Source organism: Segeticoccus sp., from assembly GCF_035708005.1.
The window spans coordinates 1-19,818 of record NZ_DASSTI010000104.1 but is presented as its reverse complement, the minus strand read 5'-3'; the positions used below and the strand labels follow the sequence as shown (position 1 = coordinate 19,818).

16 protein-coding genes and 1 riboswitch are annotated in these 19,818 nt (G+C 70.7%); of the genes, 7 read left to right on the top strand and 9 right to left on the bottom strand.

The genetic code is table 11. The features are described 5' to 3' along the window. Nucleotides 1–77: 77 nt before the first annotated feature. Nucleotides 78–350 carry a DUF4235 domain-containing protein gene (locus VFL99_RS10780; RefSeq protein ID WP_325106357.1) on the bottom strand — a complete coding sequence of 91 codons (273 nt, stop codon included), beginning with the start codon at nt 348–350 and terminating at the stop codon, nt 78–80. Nucleotides 351–514: 164 nt separating this feature from the next. Then, a riboswitch (TPP riboswitch) is annotated at nt 515–618 on the top strand. Nucleotides 619–699: 81 nt separating this feature from the next. Between VFL99_RS10780 and VFL99_RS10775 the strand changes: the two genes are divergently transcribed. The 5 genes from VFL99_RS10775 (at nt 700) to VFL99_RS10755 (ending at nt 7,862) form a co-directional block, all read left to right on the top strand. Then, nucleotides 700–1,878 carry a thiamine ABC transporter substrate-binding protein gene (locus VFL99_RS10775; RefSeq protein WP_325106354.1) on the top strand — a complete coding sequence of 393 codons (1,179 nt, stop codon included), beginning with the start codon at nt 700–702 and terminating at the stop codon, nt 1,876–1,878. Nucleotides 1,879–1,967: 89 nt separating this feature from the next. Next, nucleotides 1,968–3,539 carry an iron ABC transporter permease gene (locus VFL99_RS10770; protein WP_325106356.1) on the top strand — a complete coding sequence of 524 codons (1,572 nt, stop codon included), beginning with the start codon at nt 1,968–1,970 and terminating at the stop codon, nt 3,537–3,539. Then, nucleotides 3,539–4,546 carry an ABC transporter ATP-binding protein gene (locus tag VFL99_RS10765; RefSeq protein WP_325106353.1) on the top strand — a complete coding sequence of 336 codons (1,008 nt, stop codon included), beginning with the start codon at nt 3,539–3,541 and terminating at the stop codon, nt 4,544–4,546. The genes VFL99_RS10770 and VFL99_RS10765 overlap by 1 nt, the downstream gene beginning before the upstream one ends. Before the next feature lie 67 nt (nt 4,547–4,613). Further along, nucleotides 4,614–5,642 carry a phosphatase PAP2 family protein gene (locus tag VFL99_RS10760; protein WP_325106352.1) on the top strand — a complete coding sequence of 343 codons (1,029 nt, stop codon included), beginning with the start codon at nt 4,614–4,616 and terminating at the stop codon, nt 5,640–5,642. A 150-nt stretch (nt 5,643–5,792) separates the two neighbouring features. Continuing rightward, entirely contained in the window at nt 5,793–7,862 is a 2,070-nt protein-coding gene (locus VFL99_RS10755) for an MMPL family transporter (protein ID WP_325106351.1), read from the top strand. A gap of 43 nt (nt 7,863–7,905) precedes the next feature. Here VFL99_RS10755 and VFL99_RS10750 read toward each other — a convergent pair whose 3' ends face one another. From VFL99_RS10750 to VFL99_RS10740, 3 genes are all read right to left on the bottom strand, one after another. Further along, entirely contained in the window at nt 7,906–8,070 is a 165-nt protein-coding gene (locus tag VFL99_RS10750; protein ID WP_325106350.1) for a hypothetical protein, read from the bottom strand. A 211-nt stretch (nt 8,071–8,281) separates the two neighbouring features. After that, nucleotides 8,282–9,010, bottom strand: coding sequence for a thioesterase family protein (locus VFL99_RS10745; protein WP_325106355.1), 729 nt, complete (start codon nt 9,008–9,010; stop codon nt 8,282–8,284). A 65-nt stretch (nt 9,011–9,075) separates the two neighbouring features. Continuing rightward, nucleotides 9,076–9,591, bottom strand: coding sequence for a hemerythrin domain-containing protein (locus VFL99_RS10740; RefSeq protein WP_325106349.1), 516 nt, complete (start codon nt 9,589–9,591; stop codon nt 9,076–9,078). A 145-nt stretch (nt 9,592–9,736) separates the two neighbouring features. Between VFL99_RS10740 and VFL99_RS10735 the strand changes: the two genes are divergently transcribed. After that, nucleotides 9,737–11,200 (top strand): sugar porter family MFS transporter, encoded by a 1,464-nt coding sequence (locus VFL99_RS10735; protein WP_325106348.1) that lies wholly within the window; start codon nt 9,737–9,739, stop codon nt 11,198–11,200. A gap of 123 nt (nt 11,201–11,323) precedes the next feature. Further along, on the top strand, nt 11,324–13,282 hold the full coding sequence (locus VFL99_RS10730) for an N-acetylmuramoyl-L-alanine amidase (protein WP_325106347.1): 1,959 nt from the start codon (nt 11,324–11,326) through the stop codon (nt 13,280–13,282). A gap of 228 nt (nt 13,283–13,510) precedes the next feature. Here VFL99_RS10730 and VFL99_RS10725 read toward each other — a convergent pair whose 3' ends face one another. The 5 genes from VFL99_RS10725 to VFL99_RS10705 all read right to left on the bottom strand — a co-directional run bounded on the left by VFL99_RS10725 (nt 13,511) and on the right by VFL99_RS10705 (nt 19,570). Then, nucleotides 13,511–14,470, bottom strand: coding sequence for an ABC transporter permease (locus VFL99_RS10725; protein WP_325106346.1), 960 nt, complete (start codon nt 14,468–14,470; stop codon nt 13,511–13,513). A gap of 6 nt (nt 14,471–14,476) precedes the next feature. Next, nucleotides 14,477–15,442, bottom strand: a complete 966-nt coding sequence (locus VFL99_RS10720; RefSeq protein WP_325106345.1) for an ABC transporter permease — start codon at nt 15,440–15,442, stop codon at nt 14,477–14,479. Then, nucleotides 15,439–16,581, bottom strand: a complete 1,143-nt coding sequence (locus tag VFL99_RS10715; RefSeq protein ID WP_325106344.1) for an ABC transporter ATP-binding protein — start codon at nt 16,579–16,581, stop codon at nt 15,439–15,441. Before VFL99_RS10715 ends, VFL99_RS10720 begins: the two co-directional genes overlap by 4 nt. Beyond that, the gene (locus VFL99_RS10710; protein WP_325106343.1) at nt 16,578–17,696 is read right to left on the bottom strand and encodes an ABC transporter ATP-binding protein; all 1,119 of its coding nucleotides are present in this window, start codon (nt 17,694–17,696) and stop codon (nt 16,578–16,580) included. The genes VFL99_RS10715 and VFL99_RS10710 overlap by 4 nt, the downstream gene beginning before the upstream one ends. Nucleotides 17,697–17,758: 62 nt before the next feature. Continuing rightward, nucleotides 17,759–19,570 (bottom strand): ABC transporter substrate-binding protein, encoded by a 1,812-nt coding sequence (locus VFL99_RS10705; RefSeq protein ID WP_325106342.1) that lies wholly within the window; start codon nt 19,568–19,570, stop codon nt 17,759–17,761. Between the last annotated feature and the right edge of the window lie 248 nt (nt 19,571–19,818).

The following is a 19,818-nucleotide window of genomic DNA, read 5'->3' as shown; positions in this document are numbered from 1 at the left end:
GGTTCAGGCGCTCTCTTGCTGCAGGTGCTTGGGGCGCTCGCCGGTGGACGTGATGTAGCGGACCTGGGCCTGTCGGTTCAGGCGCTCTCTTGCTGCAGGTGCTTGGGGCGCTCGCCGGTGGACTTGATGTAGTAGTCGGCGGCCTTGCGGTTCCAGGCGAGGCGGGCGAGTCCGACGGCCACGCCGGTCGCCGTGGCGAAGCCGATCGCCTCCGGCCAGGTGACGTCCGGGTCCTCCGGGTTGGCGGGGGGCTCGTTGCCGGTCAGGAGCTTCCACGCCACGACGGTCACCTTGCGGGCCGCCAGGCCAGCGACGATCGCCCCGCCGGTCCCGATGATCTTCCACGCCATGGACCCCACGGGGTCACCTCCTCGCCCGCCACGGCGGGCCATCGACCGTCTGCTTCTGCCTGATGCACCGTTGTTGCTGGTGGTCGGCGACTCGGGGTTCGCCGACCACCAGCAACAACCGTCTCGGGGTCGAGCCTGCCACGTCGTCGGTGTAACGTCATCTCCGGAAGCGACAGGGGAGCGCCGCCGGCGCTGAGAGTGCGGTCCGCCGCAGACCCTCGAACCTGATCTGGTTAGGACCAGTGGAGGAAGTCGAGCCTTTCGATCCCGTGCCGGTTCGGTCTGCCATCCGGTATGCCGCCCGGTGGATTTCCGGGATCCCCCTCCTGAGGTACTGGGAGGACTGACGATGCCATCACCAGCGGCGACGTTGCAGGAGCCGCGAGACGGCTCAGCCACCACCCACCGCAGTCTCCGGCGCAGCCTGCGCCTGGCCGGCGCGGTCGCGCTGACCTGCGGGCTGGCCGCCTGCTCGATGTCCAGCGGCGGCACGGCCGCCTCCTCGTCCGCGCCCTCCGGCTCGGCCGGTGCGACGGGCGCGGCCGGCGCCAAGCCGGGTCACGGGCAGACGATCACCCTGGTCACCCACGACTCCTTCGTGGCGCCCAAGAAGACCCTCCAGGAGTTCACGAAGGAGACTGGCTACCGGGTCCAGGTCAGCACCCAGGGCGACGCCGGTGAGCTGACCAACAAGCTCGTCCTGACCAAGAACTCCCCGATCGGGGACGCGATGTTCGGCGTCGACAACACCTTCGCCTCGCGCGCCGTCGACGCCGGCGTCTTCGCCCCGCACCAGGTGCCGAACCCGCCGAAGGGGCTGCAGCGTTTCCAGCTGCCGGACCCGCGCGACCGCAAGGTGCTCACCCCGGTCGACTACGGCGACGTGTGCGTCAACGTCGACAACCAGTGGTTCGCCCGGCACCACCAGGCCCCACCGAAGAACCTCGACGACCTGCTCAAGCCGGCCTACAAGAACCTCTTCGTCACCCCCGGGGCGTCCACCTCCTCGCCCGGCATGGCGTTCCTGCTCACCACGATCGCGAAGTACGGCCAGCCCGGCTGGCAGGACTACTGGCGCAAGCTCATGGCCAACGGCGCCAAGGTGACGAGCGGGTGGACCGACGCCTACGAGGTCGACTTCTCCGGCGGGGGCGGTCACGGGGCCCGGCCGATCGTGCTGTCCTACGCCTCCTCACCGCCCTACACGATCCCCAAGGGCGGCTCGAAGCCGACGACCAGCGCGCTGCTCGACACCTGCTTCCGACAGGTCGAGTTCGCCGGAGTCCTCAAGGGCGCCCAGCACCCGCAGGGCGCCGCGCTGCTCGTCAACTTCCTCGTGAGCAAGACCTTCCAGCGGACCGTGCCGGAGAACATGTACGTCTACCCCGTCAACACGTCCGTCGCGCTGCCGGCCGACTGGGCGAAGTGGGCCAAGGTCGCTCCGCACCCGTTCAGCGTCTCGCCCCGCTCGATCGCCCAGCACCGGACGGAGTGGCTGCGCCAGTGGGCCGAGATCGCCACCTCCTAGCCCTCCCGGGCACACGCGCGGGCGCCGGAACGGCAGCGCTCGTGGCGCTCGCGGCCGTCCCCCTCGCCTTCCTGGCCGTCTTCTTCGGTATGCCGGTCGCCGGCATGCTGGCGCGCGGTTTCCTCCAGGGCGGTCACCTGGACCTCGGGGCGATGGTGGAGGTGCTCACCCGGCCGCGGACCCTGCGCATCCTGTGGTTCACCCTCTGGATGGCCACGCTGGCCACCGTCCTCACGGTCGTCCTCGGTCTGCCGGTCGCCTACGCCCTCTACCGGCTGCGCCTCCCCGGCCGCCGGCTGCTGCGCGCCCTCGTCGTCATGCCGTTCGTGCTGCCCTCGGTCGTCGTCGGCGTCGCCTTCCGCACCCTGCTGGCCAGCAACGGGCCGCTCGGCTTCCTCGGCCTGGACGGCAGTTGGGTGGCCATCCTCGCCGCGCTCGTCTTCTTCAACCTCGCCGTCGTCGTGCGCACCGTCGGCGGCACCTGGGAGGGTCTCGACCGCCGGGCCGAGGAGTCCGCCGCCGCCCTCGGCGCCCCGCCGGTGAGGGTGCTGCGCACGGTGACCGTGCCCGCGCTCCTGCCCTCGATCGTGTCGGCGGCGACCGTCGTGTTCCTCTTCTGCGCCACCGCGTTCGGGGTCGTGCTCACCCTCGGCGGCCTGCGCTACGGGACCGTCGAGACCGAGATCTACCTGCTCACCACGCAGTTCCTCGACCTGCGCGCCGCCTCCGTGCTGTCGATCCTGCAGCTGCTCGCCGTGGTGCTGCTGCTCACCGTCGCGGGCCGCACCCGCGCCCGCAAAGAGCGCGCCCTGCGCCGCGGGGCCGTCACGGCGAACCTGCGAGCGCCGGCGCGGTCCGACATACCGTCGCTGCTGGTGACCGGGCTGGTGCTGGTCTTCGTCGCGTTGCCGCTGGCCGCGATGGTGGGCCGCTCGCTGCAGGTGGGGGACGGCTGGGGATTGGACAACTACCGGGCGCTCGGCAACCCCGACGCCACCACGGCGCTGCTGGTGCCGGTCTGGACGGCGCTGCACAACTCCTTCGCCGCGGCCGTCGACGCGACCATGATCGCGCTCACGCTCGGGCTCATCGTCTCGGTGCTGGTCTCCCGCAGGCCCCGCGGGCGGGTCGGGCGCCGGGCGGTCGGCGCGCTCGACGGGATCGTGATGCTGCCGCTCGGGATCTCCGCCGTCACGGTCGGGTTCGGCTTCCTCATCACCCTTGACCGGCCACCGCTGGACCTGCGCTCCTCGGCGGTGCTCATCCCGATCGCCCAGGCGATGGTCGCCCTGCCCCTGGTGGTGCGCACCCTCGTGCCGGCGATGCGCGCGATCGACCCACGCCTGCGGCAGGCGGCGGCCACCCTGGGGGCCTCCCCCGTGCGGGCTGCCCTGGCGGTCGACCTGCCGCTCGTGTGGCGTCCGCTCCTGGCCGCGACCGGGTTCGCCTTCGCGGTGTCGCTGGGGGAGTTCGGCGCGACCAGCTTCCTCTCCCGGCCGCAACGGCCCACACTGCCTGTCGTGATCTACCAGCTCATCTCCCGCCCCGGGCCGGAGAACTTCGGGATGGCGCTCGCCGGCTCGGTCGTGCTCTGCGTCGTCACCGTGGCGGTGATGGGCGCGGTCGAGCGGTTGCGCGTCGGGTCGATGGGGACGTTCTGATGGAGGACCAGCCGAACCTGTCGGTCGAGGACGCCACCGTCCGGTTCGACGACATCGCGGCGGTCTCGCACGTGGACCTGAGCCTTCCCGCCGGTGAGGTGCTCGCGGTGCTGGGCCCCTCGGGCTGCGGGAAGTCCACGCTGCTGCGGGTCATCGCCGGGCTCGAGGAACTGGCCACCGGCCGCGTCTGCTTCGCCGGGCAGGACCTTGCCGGGGTGCCCACGCACAAGCGGGGCTTCGCGCTGATGTTCCAGGACGGGCAGCTGTTCGCCCACCAGAGCGTCGGAGGCAACGTCGGCTACGCGCTACGGCTGGGGCGGACGCCACGGCGGCAGGTCGCCCGGCGTGTGGCCGAGCTGCTCGAGCTGGTGGGGCTGCCCGGCTACGAGGACCGCCGTCCCGCCACCCTCTCCGGCGGGGAGCAGCAGCGCGTCGCCCTCGCCCGGTCGCTCGCCGCCGAGCCGCGGCTGCTCCTGCTCGACGAGCCGCTGTCCGCCCTCGACCGGTCGCTGCGCGAACGGCTCGCCTCCGACCTGCGGCAGATCCTCACCGCGACGCACACCACGACCCTGCTCGTCACCCACGACCACGACGAGGCCTTCACCGTCGCCGACCGGATCGCGGTCATGCGGGCCGGCCGGGTGCTGCAGGAGGGGCCGACCCAGCAGGTGTGGCGCCAGCCGGTCGACGCCGACGTCGCCACCTTTCTCGGCTACTCGCGCGTGGTCGAGGGAGAGGCCGCGCGCACGCTGCTGCGGGCCGCCGGTGCCGCGGAGTCGTGCAGCGCCGCCACCGTGGCGGTGCGACGGGCCGCCGTCCACGTGGGGGAGGGCGGCAAGCTGGCCGGCCGGGTGCTCTCGGCCGCGGCCGCCCGGGACGCGGTGCGGGTCGTCGTCGAGGTCGAAGGAGTCGGCGAGCTCGACGGACTGGCCGGGCTGGACGCGCAGCTCCGGACGGGCGACGAGGTGCGGGTGACCGTCGAGCCCACCGGGCTCGCGGTGCTCTGAGGCAGGCGCCTCCCCCCTCACCTCGCTGCGCCCGCGGCGGGGGCCCGGCGGAGGTTAGGGTTCAGCGGTGGCCCAGGACCAGATCGAGGCGACCACCGCCGCGCCGACCGTCGCCGCCCGGCCGGTCGCTGGGGAGCGCGAGCGGCGCTGGCGGATGCTGCGCCGCAGCCTCGCGGTCGGCTACGCGGGCGTGCTGGTCTGGTTCATTGCGGTCTACGGCGTCCCGCTGGACCGGATCGGGCTGACCCTGTGGGTCCTCGGCGGCCTGGGGATCTCGGTGCTCGGCCGCGGGTGGCGGGCGTTCGGACGGATCCTGCTGGACTGGCTGCCGTTCACCGGCATCCTCATCGCCTACGACTACACGCGCGGTCTGGCGGGCCACTACGGCGGGGCGCTCGTACAGGGCGCGGTCAACGCCCTCGGCTTCCCGCTGCACGTCACCGAGCCGGCGACCTTCGACCGGTGGCTGTTCGGCGGGACGGTGCCGACCGTGTGGCTGCAGCACCACCTCTACACCCACGGGTGGGTGCACTGGTACGACCTCGTCGTCACCCTCGTCTACCTCAGCCACTTCCTGGCGACGCCGGTCATCGCGATGGTGCTGTGGATCCGGCACCGCGACCGGTTCCGCGGCTGGGTGGGCTGCGTCGTGGCGATGGCCGTGCTGGGCGTGGCGACCTACATCGTCTACCCGATGGCCCCGCCGTGGATGGCCTCCGAGCAGGGCGTCATCGCGCCGATCAACCGGATCTCCGGCCTCGGGTGGAGCTACCTCGACCTCGGTGTGGCGCGTCAGGTGCTCAGCAACAGCCAGGCGCTCGCGAACCCGGTCGCCGCGATGCCGTCCCTGCACACCGGTTACGCCGCGATGGTCGCGTTCTTCTTCATGGCCGGGGCACCGTGGTGGCGGCGGGTGCTGCTCGCCTGCTACCCGCTGCTGATGGGCTGGGCGCTCATCTACTCCGGGGAGCACTACGTGCTCGACGTGCTCGCCGGGATGGTCTACGCCGCGGTGATCGTCGGCGTCTGGCTGGCGCTGCGCCGCTGGCGCCGGGGTCGACGCGATCCCGGCGACCGGGCCGCTCGACTGGGCTGAGGCCACCGCCCTCCAACTTTCGATGTATGCCGAGTGCCCACCTTCGCGCGATGGCACGCGCCGCGCTGCTTCCTAGCCTCGAAAAGGCGGTGAAAACACTGCCGACTCGAGACTTGTGGCGGGTCCGACCCGCAGGAAGAGGAACGCTTCATGACCACACGTGCCTGGCGTCGGGCGTCGTCCGCGCTGGTGTCCCGTGCCGGCGCCTGGGTGGTGCTCGTGCTCGCGGTGCTCGTCGCCGGGGGTGTCTCCGGGCTGCTCGGTGGCAGCAACCCACCGGGGGCGGTCAACGCCCTGCCGACCGGGTCGGAGTCGGCGACGGTGCGCCAGCTGCAGGAGCGCTTTCTGCACAGCAACCTCCAGCCCGTCACCGCGGTCTTCACCCGCGGCGGTGAGCGGCTGACCGCGTCCGATCTCCACGCCGCGACCACGGTGGGCGACCAGCTGGCCGCGGCCGTGGGCCGGGACGTCTCGGCGCCGATCGAGTCGAGCGACCACCGGGCCGTGTTGGTGAACGTGCCGATCGACGCCGACCGGCCGAACAGCCAGATCGCCACCACCGTGCAACAGCTGCGGACGGTCGCGCACGAGGCCACTCCCGATCGGCTGACGGTGCAGATCACCGGAGGTCCGGCGTTCGGTGCGGACATCGCCGCGGCCTTCGACGGCGCCAACCTCACCCTGCTTGCGGTGACGGTCGGCGTCGTGGCACTGCTGCTGTTGCTGACCTACCGCTCGCCGGTGCTCTGGCTGGTGCCGCTCGCGGTCGTCGGGGTGGCCGATCAGGTCGCCGGCGCCGTGACCGCCTGGGCCGGCGCCAGGTGGGACCTGCCCTTCGACGCGGGCATCATCAGCGTGCTGGTCTTCGGCGCCGGGACGAACTACGCGCTGTTGCTGATCTCCCGCTACCGCGAGGAGCTTCGCCGCGAGGCCGACCACCGGGCGGCGCTCGCGACCGCCTGGCGGGGGACGGCGCCGGCGATCCTCGCCAGCAACGTCACCGTCGTGCTGTCGCTGCTCACGCTGGTGCTGGCGAGCATGCCCAGCACGCGTGGGCTCGGGATCGCCGCGGCGATCGGGCTGGCGATCGCGCTGGTGTTCGCGCTCGGGGTGCTTCCGGCCGCCCTCGCCGTTTGCGGGCGGCGGCTGTTCTGGCCGTTCGTGCCGCGGGTCGGGGACGACGCCGGCTCCCGGCCGTCCACCTGGGAGCGGGTGGCCCGCGGGGTGACGCGCCGGCCCGCGGCCGTCGTGACCGGAGCCGTCCTGGTGCTGGCCGTGCTCGGGTCCGGGCTGCTCGGCGCCGGCGTGGGGTTGTCCCAGCTGCAGCAGTTCCGGGTGCCGAGCGAGTCGGCCGCCGGGTTGCGCACGCTGGCCGCCCACTACCCCGCGGGCGAGGCCCAACCGATGGTGGTCCTGACCCGAAGCGGCTCCGTCGAGCAGGTCCAGCAGGCCGCGGCCGAGGTCCCGGGTGTGGTGGCGGTGCGCCCGACGGGCTCGTCGTCGACCGGGGAGGCCGGCTGGACGCGGATCATGGTGGTCGGCCGCGCCGACCCGGACACGCCCCGGGCGCTCGACACGGTGCGGGACCTGCGCGCCGCCGTGCACGCGGTGCCGGGTGCCCACGCCTTGGTCGGCGGCCCGGACGCGCAGACCCTCGACGTGCGCTCCGCCTCCGCGCACGACCTGCGGCTCATCGCCCCGGTGATCCTCGCCGTGGTGCTGGGCGTGCTGCTCCTGCTCCTGCGGGCCGTGGTCGCGCCGCTGCTGCTGGTGCTGGTCAACAGCGCCAGCGCGGTCGCGGCGATCGGCGCCGGGGCGTGGGTCGGCCGGCACCTGTTCGGCTTCCCCGCGCTCGACGTCAACGTGCCGCTGATCGCCTTCCTGTTCCTCGTCGCGCTCGGGATCGACTACACGATCTTCCTGGTGCACCGCGCCCAGCAGGAGGCGGCGCTGCACGGCACGCGGGAGGGGGTGGTGCAGGCGGTGAGCCACACCGGGGCCGTCATCACCAGCGCCGGCGTCGTGCTCGCAGCGGTGTTCGCGGCCCTCGGGGTGCTGCCCCTCGTCACGCTCGGCCAGCTCGGCCTCATCGTGGGCCTGGGCGTCCTCCTGGACACGCTCTTCGTGCGGACCGTCCTCGTGCCGGCGCTGTTCGCGCTCGTGGGAGACCGGATGTGGTGGCCGGGGCGGACCGCCCGCCGCCGGCCCGGCCGGCGGTGACCGAGGGCGGGACGGTCAGCCGCGCCCCGGATGACAGGACCGGTCAGCTCCCGCCCTCGTGGCCGTACTCGGCCTCGTAGTCCTCGGGGCTCTCGTCGGAGCCACCCGCCGGGTCGGCGTTGCCCAACGCGGTCTCGGCGGGCATCTCGTCCATGCGCTCCTTGGCTTCCTCGCGCAGGTCGTCCTCGTTGGGGGTGTTGTCGCTCATGAGGTGCTCCTCCGGTGGGTTCCCTCGTGGTGTCGGCCGGCTGGATCCGACGCTCCCCAGCGAACCACCGGTCCGGCAAAACCGCTCGCCGGGCGGCCCGCCGCCTCCCCAGGCTCCGGTCTCGTGACCGGCACCCTCGTCTATCCGGAGGTGTTCTGGGAGCTGGACTGCGTGGGCCTGCGCGACCCGGAGGCCTGACCCGGTCGCACGGTCAGCCCGGCAGCGCCCGCACGGTGAGGATCTGCTCGGAACGCCCGACCGGACCGTCGACGTCGTGCAGCACCCCGGAGGTCAGGCCCACGCCGTCGCGGCCGAAGGTGGCCGTGCCGTCCAGCCCGACCCAGGTCGGGTCGGTGGGGGTTCTGAAGAAGTGCAGCGTCAGGTCGACGTTGGGAAACATCCACTCCTGCGGACGCACGCGCGCGGACACCCCGTTGATCGTGTCCACCAACGCGACGAACCGGCTCAGCGGCGAGGACTCCACGCCCTCGATGAGCGCGCAGTCACTGTGCAGCCACGCCCGCGCGCGTCCCGGGCGGGTGTCCGGCAGCGCCCTGCCCTCGAGGGAGTCGATGAAGCCGCCGCCCCACCGCTCGGGCACCGACCACGCCGGTATGCCGTCCGGTCCCGGCAGTCGCTCCGGCTCACCGCCCGCGACCACGGAGGTGTCGTGGCGGGACAGCCGCCAGGCCCGCGCCCGCACCACCACCCGGTCGGCCACGGTGGCCGTGGCCTCGAGCAGCTCGATCGTCCGGCCGGGCCGGATCAGCTCCACCTCGACCGTGGTGGGTTCGGCGGCGATGAACCCGAGGATCTCGAAACTGAGCCGGGCCAGCTGGAGATCCGGTCGGGGCGCGTGCCGTTCGATCTGGTCGGTGATGAGCCCCGAGACCGGGCCCATGTGCTGTTCCTTGGGCGACCAAGCCCCCTGGGCGTGCAGCGTTGGCTCGAAGACGTGGTCGTCGACCCGGCGGTAGTAGCAGTCGGGGACCCGCTCGGTGGTGCTCAGCTGTGCTCCTCGACGTACTCGTCCGGGTCCTTGTCCACCGGTTTGACCCCGCTGGCGGCCTTCTCCGACTCGAACCGCAGGAACTGCATCGCGATGTCGTGCCGGGTCTGCAGGTCGGTGCGCTGCCGGAAGTCGGCGAGGTCCTGCCGCTCCTCCTCGGCCATGTGATCGCTGTTGGCGACCCGGGCGTCGATCACGGCCTTCCACCAGCCGTCGGAGCCGACCTCCTGCTGGCCCACCTTGCGCACGGCGTCGCGGATCTCGTTGTGGTCCTTGACCGCGTCCTCGACCTCCTCGCCGGCGTCGTCCGCGTCGGCGGCACCCTTGCCGACCTGGAGCAGGGGCGGGTAGAAGTACCGCTCCTCCGCCTCTGCGTGCGTCTCGAGGAAGATCTCAAGCCGGCGCCACAGCGCCGTGAGGGTGGCGGTGTCGGAACGGTCGACCTCGTCGAGCATCGCGAACATGCGCCGCTGCTCGGCGTGCTGGTGGAGGATGACCTCGGTGATGTCCATGGCGCTTCCTGTCCCCGTCGTGACGTCCTGGTCCTCGACCACCGTACCGTCGGGCTCCGCGGCCGGCCCCCCGTGCCGCCGTGGCGCGGATCGGCCCGGCGAGGCGTAGCGTGCGCAGCGGAACCGAGAGATGAGGTGGTCAGCAATGGTGGACAGCACGAGCGCGACCGCGGCGAAACCCGGTCACCACGGCAAGGTCATCGCCGCCAGCGTCTCGGCGGCGGTCGGAGCCTTCCTCTTCGGCTTCGACTCTGCGGTCATCAACGGCGCGGTGGACGCGCTCGGCTCCCACTTCCAGCTGCAGGCCTTCCTCAAGGGCTTCGCGGTCGCCATCGCGCTCCTGGGGTGCGCCGTCGGTGCCTGGTATGCCGGGCAGCTCGCCGACCGCATCGGGCGCAAGAAGGTCATGGTGCTGGGTGCCGTGCTGTTCTTCGCCAGCTCGCTCGGCGCCGGGCTGGCGGTCTCCGTCTGGGACCTGATGTTCTGGCGGGTCATCGGAGGCCTGGGCATCGGCATCGCGTCGGTGATCTCGCCCGCCTACATCTCGGAGGTGGCGCCGGCGCGGATGCGCGGCGCGCTCACCTCCATCCACCAGCTCGCCATCACCATCGGCATCTTCGCCGCCCTGCTGTCCGACGACGTCCTCCAGCGGAGCGCGGGAGGCCCGTCGGCAGCGCTGTGGTTCGGTGAGCCGGCATGGCGCTGGATGTTCATCGTCGGGGTCGTCCCCTCCGTCGTCTACGGGATCCTGGCGGTGCTCATCCCGGAGTCCCCGCGCTACCTCGTGCGGGCGCGCAAGGACGACGAGGCGCGGCGGGTGCTGCGGGTCGTCGTCGGCGAGCCGGACCCGGACAGCAAGGTCAGCGAGATCCGCGAGAGCCTGCACGAGGAGGACCGGACCAGCTTCGCCGACATCGCCGGTCCCCGGTTCGGCCTCAAGCCCCTGGTCTGGGTCGGGATCTGCCTCGCCGTGCTGCAGCAGTTCGTCGGTATCAACGCGATCTTCTACTACTCCACGACGCTGTGGCACTCCGTCGGGTTCAGCACCGCGCAGTCGTTCGAGACGTCGGTGATCACCGCCATCATCAACGTCGTCCTCACCTTCGTGGCGATCATCTGGGTCGACCGCTTCGGGCGGCGCCGGCTGCTGCTGGTCGGCTCGGTCGGGATGCTCGTCGGACTCGGGCTCGCCTCCGTCTCGTTCTTCCACCAGATCGGGTCGGGCGACAAGGTCAGCCTGCCCGAACCGTGGGGATTCGTGGCCCTCGTCGGCGCCAACCTCTTCGTCATCTTCTTCGCGGCGACGTGGGGGCCGGTGGTCTGGGTGCTGCTGGGGGAGATGTTCCCCAACAGCATGCGGGCCTACGCGCTCGCGATCGGGGCGTCGGCCAACTGGATCGCCAACTTCATCGTGAGCTTCTCCTTCCCCTACCTGGCCCAGAACGTCGGGCTCGGCTACATCTACGGGGCCTACGCGGCGTTCGCGATCATCTCGTTCTTCTTCGTGCTCACGAAGATCCCGGAGACCAAGGGTCAGGAGCTGGAGCACATGCAGGGGGAGACGCATGCGCGCCGACGGCGCACGGAGGCCACGGCCGGGCCCGCGTAGGGCGACACGCGCATCCGGCCCGGGTGCGCAGCTGCCCGAAAAGTTTTCACTGTTATTTACCCACTCTTGAAACTCCTCTCCGCAGAATGGGCCCCACACCCTGATGCGGAGAAGGAGACCAGTGTGAGGACACGGTCCGGTTCACGGTTGGCGCGCGGTCTCGCGCTGTTCCTGGGAGCGGGGCTCGTCGGTGCGGTGGCGCCGGCGGCCGTCGCGGACACCGGAGGGGGTGATCCGGCCGCTCGAGTCGACTGCTCCTGGGCGACCAGCACCTCCGTGCCGCTGGAGCAGGCCTTTGCCCGATCGGCCCAGGCCGCGGCGGTGCCCGAGCCCCTGCTGAAGGCCGTCTCCTACATGGAGTCGCGGTGGGACGCCCACCCCGGCGCCGTCAGTGCCGACGGCGGGTGGGGGCCGATGAACCTCACCGACGCACCGGCCGTCGCCGAGGACGGTCGCGGCGTGGGGCAAGCGCGCCGGGCGACCTCCCAGCAGACCGCGCCGCTCGCGGCGCAGCTCACCGGACTGACGATCCCGACGCTCAAGGCCAACCCGGCTGCCAACGTGTGCGGCGGCGCTGCCGTGCTGTCGGCATACCAGGGGAAGGCCCGCGGGCAGCTGGGTGACTGGACCGCGGCCGTGGCCCGATATGGCACCGCCGGGTCCGGGGGTGACAACCAGCAGTTCGCGCACCAGGTCTATGCCACGATGCGGCAGGGTCAGCAGCGCACGACGGCACAGGAGCAACGGGTTTCGCTCGCCGCGCATCCCAGCGTCAACGTCCCGCCGGCCGCTCGCTCCACGGGGCCGACCGACTGCCCCGCCGACCTCGGCTGCGAGTGGGTCCCGGCGCCCTACGCCAAGCTGGACCCGAACGATCCCGACTCCACCGGCAACTACGGCAACCACGACATCGCCGACCGGACCGGCATCAACGGCCACGGCACCAAGGGCAGCCCGAAGCTGCGCTACATCGTCATCCACGACACCGAGGGCAGCTACGCCTCGTCGGTCGGACTGGTGCAGGACCCGTCCTACCTCGGCTGGAACTACACGATCCGCTCCGCTGACGGCCACGTCGCCCAGCACATGAATGCCAGGGACGTCGGGTGGCACGCCGGCAACTGGTACGTCAACATGCACTCGATCGGCATCGAGCACGAGGGCAAGGGCGGCAACGCCGGCTGGTTCACCGAGGCGATGTACCAGAACTCGGCCGACCTCGTGCGCTACCTCGCCCGCGAGTACGGCATCCCGGTGGACCGGGCGCACATCATCGGCCACGACCAGGTGCCGGGCATCCTGGCCGGCTACACCCGCGGAATGCACTGGGACCCGGGCCCCTACTGGGACTGGGAGCACTACTTCGACCTGTTGCGCAAGCCGCTGGGCGGCCACCGCAAGGCCGTGGCACACGTGACGCCGGGTGAGGTGGTCACCGTGCGCCCCGGGTATGCCGGGAACACGCACCTGATCACGCAGTGCGAGCAGCAGTCCCCCGGCTCCGGACCCTGCCTCGACGGGGCGCCCACGAACTTCGTGGCCCTGCGCCAGGTGCCGAGCGACGACGCGCCGCTGGCGAAGGACGTTGCGGTGCGGCCGGGTTCGAGTGCCGGCAGCACCGTGGTCTCCGACGTCAGTGCCCGGGCCCAGGCCGGGGTGAAGCTCGTCGTGGCGGACGTGCAGGGCGAGTGGGTCAAGGTCTCATGGGCCGGCGAGTTCGCCTGGCTGCGCAACCCCGCCGACGACCCGGTGCTGGTGCCGGCGCACGCGTGGACGGTGACGGTGACGCCGGGGGCGGACTCGGCGCCGGTCTACGGACGGGCCTATCCCGAGAAGGCGGCCTACCCCGACACCATCTCGCCGCAGACGGTCTCGCCGATCGAGTACACGCTCAAGCCCGGCCAGGCCTACGCCCTGACCGACGACCGGGTGGTGACCGATTACTACCGGGCGGTGTCGTTCGACGGCTCGGCACCAGGCGACCGGACCGACGTCGTGGGTCAGGACCGCTACTTGCAGATCAGCCTCGCGCACCGGATCGCGTATGTGCGCGCCGCGGACGTGGAGGTCCACCGGAACTGAGGGCTCCGGGCCTCTGCGGAGGGGAAGTGCGGCCGGCCACGGAACCCGTGGCCGGCCGCACTGTGGTGTCGGGACGTGTGGGCGCGCAGGGGCCCCGGTCTCGGGGATGACGCACGGGCGCGGGCCCAAGATCTCGCGCAGTAGGCCCGGTCTCGGGGATGGTGTGCGGGCGCCGGCCCAAGTTGTGCGCAGTGGGCCCGGTCTCGGGGATGACGCACGCGCACCTAGCTAGTGGAGGCGCACGCGGGGGTCGAGCACGGCATACATCATGTCGACGAGGATGTTGGCGACGACCACCGCAGCGGACGCGAAGAGGACGATGCCGATGATTACCGGCAGGTCCTGCTGGGTGATGGCGTCGATCGCCGTCTTGCCGAGTCCCGGGAGGCTGAAGACCGTCTCGGTGACCACGACCCCGCCGACCAGCTGCCCGAGGTCGATGCCGAACTGCGTCACGACCGGGGTGAGGGCGCTGCGCAACGCGTGGACGACCACCACGCGGCCGTCCCGCAGCCCCTTGGACCGGGCCGTGCGGATGTAGTCCTCACTGAGGACGTCGAGCATCGAGGTGCGGGTGAGCCGCGTGTAGGTGGCAGCGAGGATGAGGGCGAGGGTCAACCACGGCAGCACCATGTGGAGCGCCCACTGTCCGGGTCCCTGCGTGATCCCGGAGTAGCCACCGGAGGGGAACCACGGGTGACCCGCCAGGGTGAGCCGGAAGTACACGAAGTAGAGGAGCAGCAGCCCGAGCAGGAACGAGGGCATGGAGTAGAAGAACAGGGCGATCACGGTGAGCCCACGGTCCTCGACGGTGCGGGGACGTACGGCGGACACGACGCCGCTGAAGACGCCGAGCAGCAGCCAGATGACGGAGGCCCCGATGGCGAGCGACAACGTGATGGGCAGGGCCTGTTCGATGATCTGGGTCACCGGGACGCCGTGGTAGTAGTCGAAGCCGAGGTCGCCGTGCAGCGCGTTGCCGACGAAGTTGACGTACTGCTTCCACAGTGGCTGGTCGAGCCCGAGCCGGTGCTGGATGAGCGCGATGGTCTGGGGGGTGGCCTGCCTGCCGGCGAGCGTGCGAGCCACGTTGTTGGGGGCGATGAAGAACAGGCAGAACACCGCCACCGTGATCAGCCACATCACGAAGACGCCGAGGGCGAGCCTGCGGATGAGGAAGCGCAGCACCTGTCCTCACCCCTTCTGCATCAGTCGCTCGGCGCGCGGGTCGAAGGCGTCCCGCACACCGTCGCCGAACAGGTTGAACGCGAGGGTGGTGATGACCAGGGCCGCGCCGGGGAAGACCACGAACCACCACGCCTGGGTGTAGTAGGCCTGGCTCTCACTGATCATCCCGCCCCACGCGGCGGTGGGCGGGGGGATACCCAGGCTGAGGAAGGACAGGGTCGCCTCGGTGACGATGACGACCGGAACCAGCAGGGTGCTGTAGACGATGACCGGGGCCAGCACGTTCGGCAGGATGTCGATGAACATGATGCGCCGGTCGTTGGCGCCCAGCGATCTTGCGGCTTCGACGAACTCACGCTCTCGCAGGGACAGCACCTGGCCGCGGACGATACGGGCGACGGCGGCCCAGCTGAAGAACCCGATGACGAGGATGGTGATCAACAGGCCGGGCCCGGTGATGGAGACGAGGGCGATGGCCACGAGGAGGAACGGGATGGACAGCACCACGTCGACGAGTCGGGCGAGCACCGTGTCGACGAAGCCGCCCAGGTATCCGGCGGCCAACCCCACGACCACGCCGATGGCGACCGTGATCGCCGTCGCGACCACGCCGGCCAACAGGGAGATGCGGGCACCGTAGGCGATGCGCACGAGGATGTCCCGCCCGAGGTCGTCCGTGCCCAGCACGAACTGTCCGTTGGGGCTGGCGGGCAGGCCTTGCGGCGACAGGGCGTTGGGCCCGTGGTACTGCGCGTTCGGCGGGTGCCCGGTGAGGGCTGCGAACACGGGCGCGAAGATCGCCACCAGCGCGATGAGCACGATCACCGCCGCGGAGATCATGGCGACTCGGTCGTGTCGCAGCCGCTCCCACGCCAGCAGCCAAGGACTGCGTCCACGGATCACCGCGGGCCGAGCCTGGGATGTCCCCGCCTCCTGCCCGACGTCGGTGGAGGAGACGACGGGTTCGCTCATGATGCGTCCTCCTCACCCAGCAGCTCGCTCTCGGAGGCCTCGAGCTGGGGATGTGACGCGGTCAGGTCCTCGCCGACCTCCAGGGGGTAGAAGCACGCGGTCCGGTGTTCGGGCCCGTCGCCGAGCACCGGCTCCAACGGCGGGATGGCCTCGACACAGTGCGGACGGGCCTTGGGGCATCGAGGGTGGAAGCGGCACCCCGACGGCGGCCTCGTCGGCGACGGCACGTCACCGACGAGGACGATCCGCTCGCGGCTGTCCGCCTCGTCGGGATCAGGCGTCGGCAGGGCCGACAACAGCGCCCGGGTGTACGGGTGCCGCGGCGTGCTGAACAGGTCGGCCACCGGCGCGGTCTCGACGATCTTGCCGAGATACATCACCGCCACCCGGTCGCTCACGTGCTGCACGACCGACAGGTCGTGGGAGATGAACACGTAGGTCAGCCCGAACTCGTCCTGCAGGTCCGAGAGCAGGTTGAGGATCTGGGCCTGGATGGAGACGTCGAGCGCGGACACCGGCTCGTCGCAGATCACCATCTTCGGGTGCAGGGCCAAGGCACGTGCGCACCCGATCCGCTGTCGCTGACCGCCGGAGAAGTCGGCCGGGAACCGGTTGTAGTGCTCGGGATTGAGCCCCACCCGATCCATCAGCTCCTGCACCTTGCGCTTGCGCTCGCGCCGGGAGTCGATGCCGTGGATCGCGAACGGGTCCCCGATGATCGAGCCGACACGACGCCGGGGGTTCAAGGAACCGTAGGGGTCCTGGAAGATCATCTGGATCTCCCGGCGCACGCCGCGCAGGTCGCGCCGACCGAGGTTGCTGATGTCGCGGCCGTCGAAGGTCACCGTCCCGCTGGTCAACTCATAGAGCCGGCACAGGCACCGGGCGAGAGTCGACTTGCCGCAACCGGTCTCCCCGACCAGCCCCAGGGTCTCCCCGCGTCGGATGTCGAGGTTCACGTCGTCGACGGCGTGCACGAACTGCCGCTCCCCGGAGAACAGGCTCGTGCGGGCCACCGGGAAGTACTTGACGAGCTCGCGTGCGGAGAGGATGACGTCATCGGCACGGCCGTGCGGCGGCCGCCCGTGGGCGGAGTTGCCGCGGGTCGGAGGGCTGACGTCCACAGGACTGTCGCTCATGCGATGCCCTTTCCTTGCTCGTCCTCGGTGCTGGGCAGCCCGAAGCTTTCCCGGTCCACGAGCTCGGTGGCATCGACGGTGCTGAAGAGCACGGCGTTGCGCTCGGCGTTCGCCGCCGCGTGCTGTTCGCCGCCCTCGCGCCGCGACTGCTCGTCCTCGTGCGGCAGCCAGCAGGCCGAGCGGTGGGCGGAGTCTCCGAAGACGGGGTCCAGCGGCGGGGTCTCGGTGCGGCACTTGTCCCAGGCGTACGCGCAGCGGGGAGCGAACGGGCAGCCCGGCGGCAGCTGGATCAGGCTCGGCGGACTCCCCGGGATCGGGGTGAGTCGCGCCTGGCCGCCGCGCGTGGGCAGGGAGGCGAGCAGCCCACCGGTGTAGGGATGGTGGTGGTGGTAGAACATGTCCCGGCGCGGTGCCTGCTCCATGGCGGCGCCGGCATACATCACCACGACCTCGTCGGCCATGTCGGCCACGACTCCGAGGTCGTGGGTGATGAGGATGATGGCGGTGCCGAACTCCTCCTGCAGGTTCCGCATCACCTGCAGGACCTGCGCCTGGACCGTCACGTCGAGCGCGGTGGTCGGCTCGTCCGCGATGAGCAGCTCGGGATTGAGCGCCATCGCCATGGCGATCATCACCCGCTGCCGCATCCCGCCGGAGAACTGGTGGGGGTAGTCATCGAGCCGCTCGGCCGGCCGGGGGATCCCGACCAGGCCGAGCAGCTCTGCGGCACGCGCGCGGGCGGCTCGCCGTGACATCGAGCGGTCGTGCGCGTGAATCATCTCCACGATCTGCCAGCCGATCCGGTAGTACGGGTGCAGGCTGGACAACGGGTCCTGGAAGACCATGCCGATCTTGTCGCCGCGGATGTGGCGCAAGGTGTCATGGGAGGCCTGGAGCAGGTCCTGACCGTCGAAGACCGCGCGCCCGGAGACCTTGGCCCCCGGCGTGAGCCGGGTGATGGTCTGGGTCGCCACGCTCTTGCCCGAGCCGGACTCCCCCACGATGGCGAGGGTCTGTCCCCGATCCACCGCGAAGCTCAGTCCGCGGACGGCTTGGACGACGCCGTCCGGGGTGTTGAACGAGACGCGCAGGTCCTCGACGGTCAGGAGTGCCATGGGCGGGTCACCCTCTCGTCAGCCAGTGTTCAGTGTGTATGCCGGGTGCTGACGGAGGCGCCTCACCCACCTTGCTTGCCCTGGGCCAGCCAGACGTTCGTGGGGTCGAAGTTCTGGATGGCGGGCACGTAGATCGCGTTGTGCACCTGCGAGGCGTGGTAGTTGGCCTGCTTCGGTGAGGTGAGCGGGAAGAACGGGTCGTCCTTCATCACCTGCATGTCGGCCTTGGCCCACAGCCCCTCGGCCTGCTTGGTCGTCTTGGCGACCGTCGCCTGCTGGATCAGCTTGTTGGCGGCCGCGCTGTCGTAGAAGCCGAAGTTGCTGCCGACCGGCGGGAACGACGGCTTGCCGGAGAACAGCGGGTTGAAGAACGACAGGGCGGCGTTACCGTACCAGTCGGCCTCCCAGCCGGCGATCGCCATGTCCCAGACACCACGGTGCGCGACCGAGGGGACTTCGAGGTACTTCGTGTAGAAGTCGGCGTTCGGCGAGGTGACGCCGGTGACGTGGATGCCCACCTGGGACAGGTCCTGCTGCAGGGTCTGGAAGACCTTGCTGCTGCCCTGGCTCGACGGACGGTAGAGCACCTTCAGCGTCAGGTGTGACACCCCGGCCTGCTTCAGCAGTTGCTTGGCCTTCGCCGCGTTGTGCGGGTAGAGGTCGAAGTTCTTCGACCCCAGGATGTTCGGTGGCAGCACGTGGGTCAACGGCGGGTTGATCTTGGTGCCGCCCAGCACCTGGAGCATGCTGCTGCGGTCCAAGGCGTAGGAAATGGCGTGGCGGACGGCTGCCTTCTTCATCGCCCCGCTGTTGTTCGGGGACACCATGTTGTAGAGGATGTACGGGTTGGTGGACGCCGTCACGCCGAGGTTGAGGTTCGGGTCCTTCTTCTGGATCAGCGCGGGCAGTTGCGAGGGAGCGGGGAAGCTGTCCCACTCCATGTCCGCGCTCGGGCTCCCGGTCTCCAGCTGCTGCTGGATCGACTGCTGCTGACCGGTCTCGGAGACGACGATCTTGTCCACGTAGGCCTTGCGGATCGGGTCGCTCTTGGCCGACCAGGCCGGGTTCCGCACGAAGACGATCTGCTTGGTCGGGTTGTAGCTCTGGATCTCGTAGGGGCCGTCGGACAGGGTGTGCTGGGCCAGTTGTGAGGAGCCGGGAAGGTAGTTGAGGAACTCCTTGGGGGCCGGCGAGAAGGCCGGCAGCGTCAGCACACCGAGGAAGTAGGTGGCGGGGTGGGTCAGGTGGAAGACCACGGTGTGGCTGTTCGTGGCCACCACACCGGGAAGGTTGGTGTGCTCGATGTAGTTCGCGATCTCTGGGGCGGTCTTCTTGCTCTGCATGCCGTTGCAGAAGCTTTGGTAGCCCTTGATCAGCGCCGCGAAGTCCGGGATGCCGCCGAACGGCTGGACCGGGTTGCAGGTGCGCTTGACGCCGCGGACCTCGTCGGCCGCCGTGACCTGCCGGGCCGGAGTGGTGTTCCACTTCGCCCCCTGGCGGATCGTGATCGTGTAGGTCTTGCCGTCCTTGCTGATCCCCCCGTTCGACACCGTGGGCATCTCGGTCGCCAGGTCCGGCACCGCGGTGGTCGTGTCGCCGGGCTGGGCCGGGTAGGTGAACAGCTGCCTGCTCCACAGCCGCAGGGCGAGATACCCGATCGAGTAGTAGGAGATGTTCGGGTCCATGTAGTCGATGTCACCGGAGCCGAGCATGTTCAAGGTTCCGCCGCGCACGGGGGTTCCTGCGCTGCTGGTGCTCGACCCGTTACCGGCGCTGCCACCCCCGCTGGAACCGCTGCTGCACGCCGCGGTGGCGAGCAGCACGACCCCACTGACAGCGACCAGTCGCAGTCGCCGTGGTGAGCGCATGATCATGTGGTTCCTCCTCGCTCTCGGGTCCGTCGAGGACGGGTCTCGTCGCCGGGACCGCGCTGCGGGCCGATGCCTTCGCCCTCCAGACAGCCACGCGGGCCAGGAGCTGGGCAACGGCGCGGGCCCTTCCGTCACGGCTTCGCAAGACAGCGGCGAAACGGGTGACGTTCCGGTGACGGCCCGTCACCGAAACGTCACGTGAACGTTGCGCGAGCGCGAGGAACAATGGGGTTGTGGGCAGGTCCGTGCTC

Bases quoted from the DNA above. Each gene is read 5' to 3' on its own strand.
- VFL99_RS10765 (WP_325106353.1), top strand. From the start codon at position 3,539: ATGGAGGACCAGCCGAACCTGTCGGTCGAGGACGCCACCGTCCGGTTC.
- VFL99_RS10770 (WP_325106356.1), top strand. From the start codon at position 1,968: ATGCCGGTCGCCGGCATGCTGGCGCGCGGTTTCCTCCAGGGCGGTCAC.
- VFL99_RS10755 (WP_325106351.1), top strand. From the start codon at position 5,793: ATGACCACACGTGCCTGGCGTCGGGCGTCGTCCGCGCTGGTGTCCCGT.
- VFL99_RS10705 (WP_325106342.1), bottom strand. From the start codon at position 19,570: ATGATCATGCGCTCACCACGGCGACTGCGACTGGTCGCTGTCAGTGGG.
- VFL99_RS10715 (WP_325106344.1), bottom strand. From the start codon at position 16,581: ATGAGCGACAGTCCTGTGGACGTCAGCCCTCCGACCCGCGGCAACTCC.
- VFL99_RS10775 (WP_325106354.1), top strand. From the start codon at position 700: ATGCCATCACCAGCGGCGACGTTGCAGGAGCCGCGAGACGGCTCAGCC.
- VFL99_RS10710 (WP_325106343.1), bottom strand. From the start codon at position 17,696: ATGGCACTCCTGACCGTCGAGGACCTGCGCGTCTCGTTCAACACCCCG.
- VFL99_RS10780 (WP_325106357.1), bottom strand. From the start codon at position 350: ATGGCGTGGAAGATCATCGGGACCGGCGGGGCGATCGTCGCTGGCCTG.
- VFL99_RS10740 (WP_325106349.1), bottom strand. From the start codon at position 9,591: ATGGACATCACCGAGGTCATCCTCCACCAGCACGCCGAGCAGCGGCGC.
- VFL99_RS10720 (WP_325106345.1), bottom strand. From the start codon at position 15,442: ATGAGCGAACCCGTCGTCTCCTCCACCGACGTCGGGCAGGAGGCGGGG.
- VFL99_RS10750 (WP_325106350.1), bottom strand. From the start codon at position 8,070: ATGAGCGACAACACCCCCAACGAGGACGACCTGCGCGAGGAAGCCAAG.
- VFL99_RS10735 (WP_325106348.1), top strand. From the start codon at position 9,737: ATGGTGGACAGCACGAGCGCGACCGCGGCGAAACCCGGTCACCACGGC.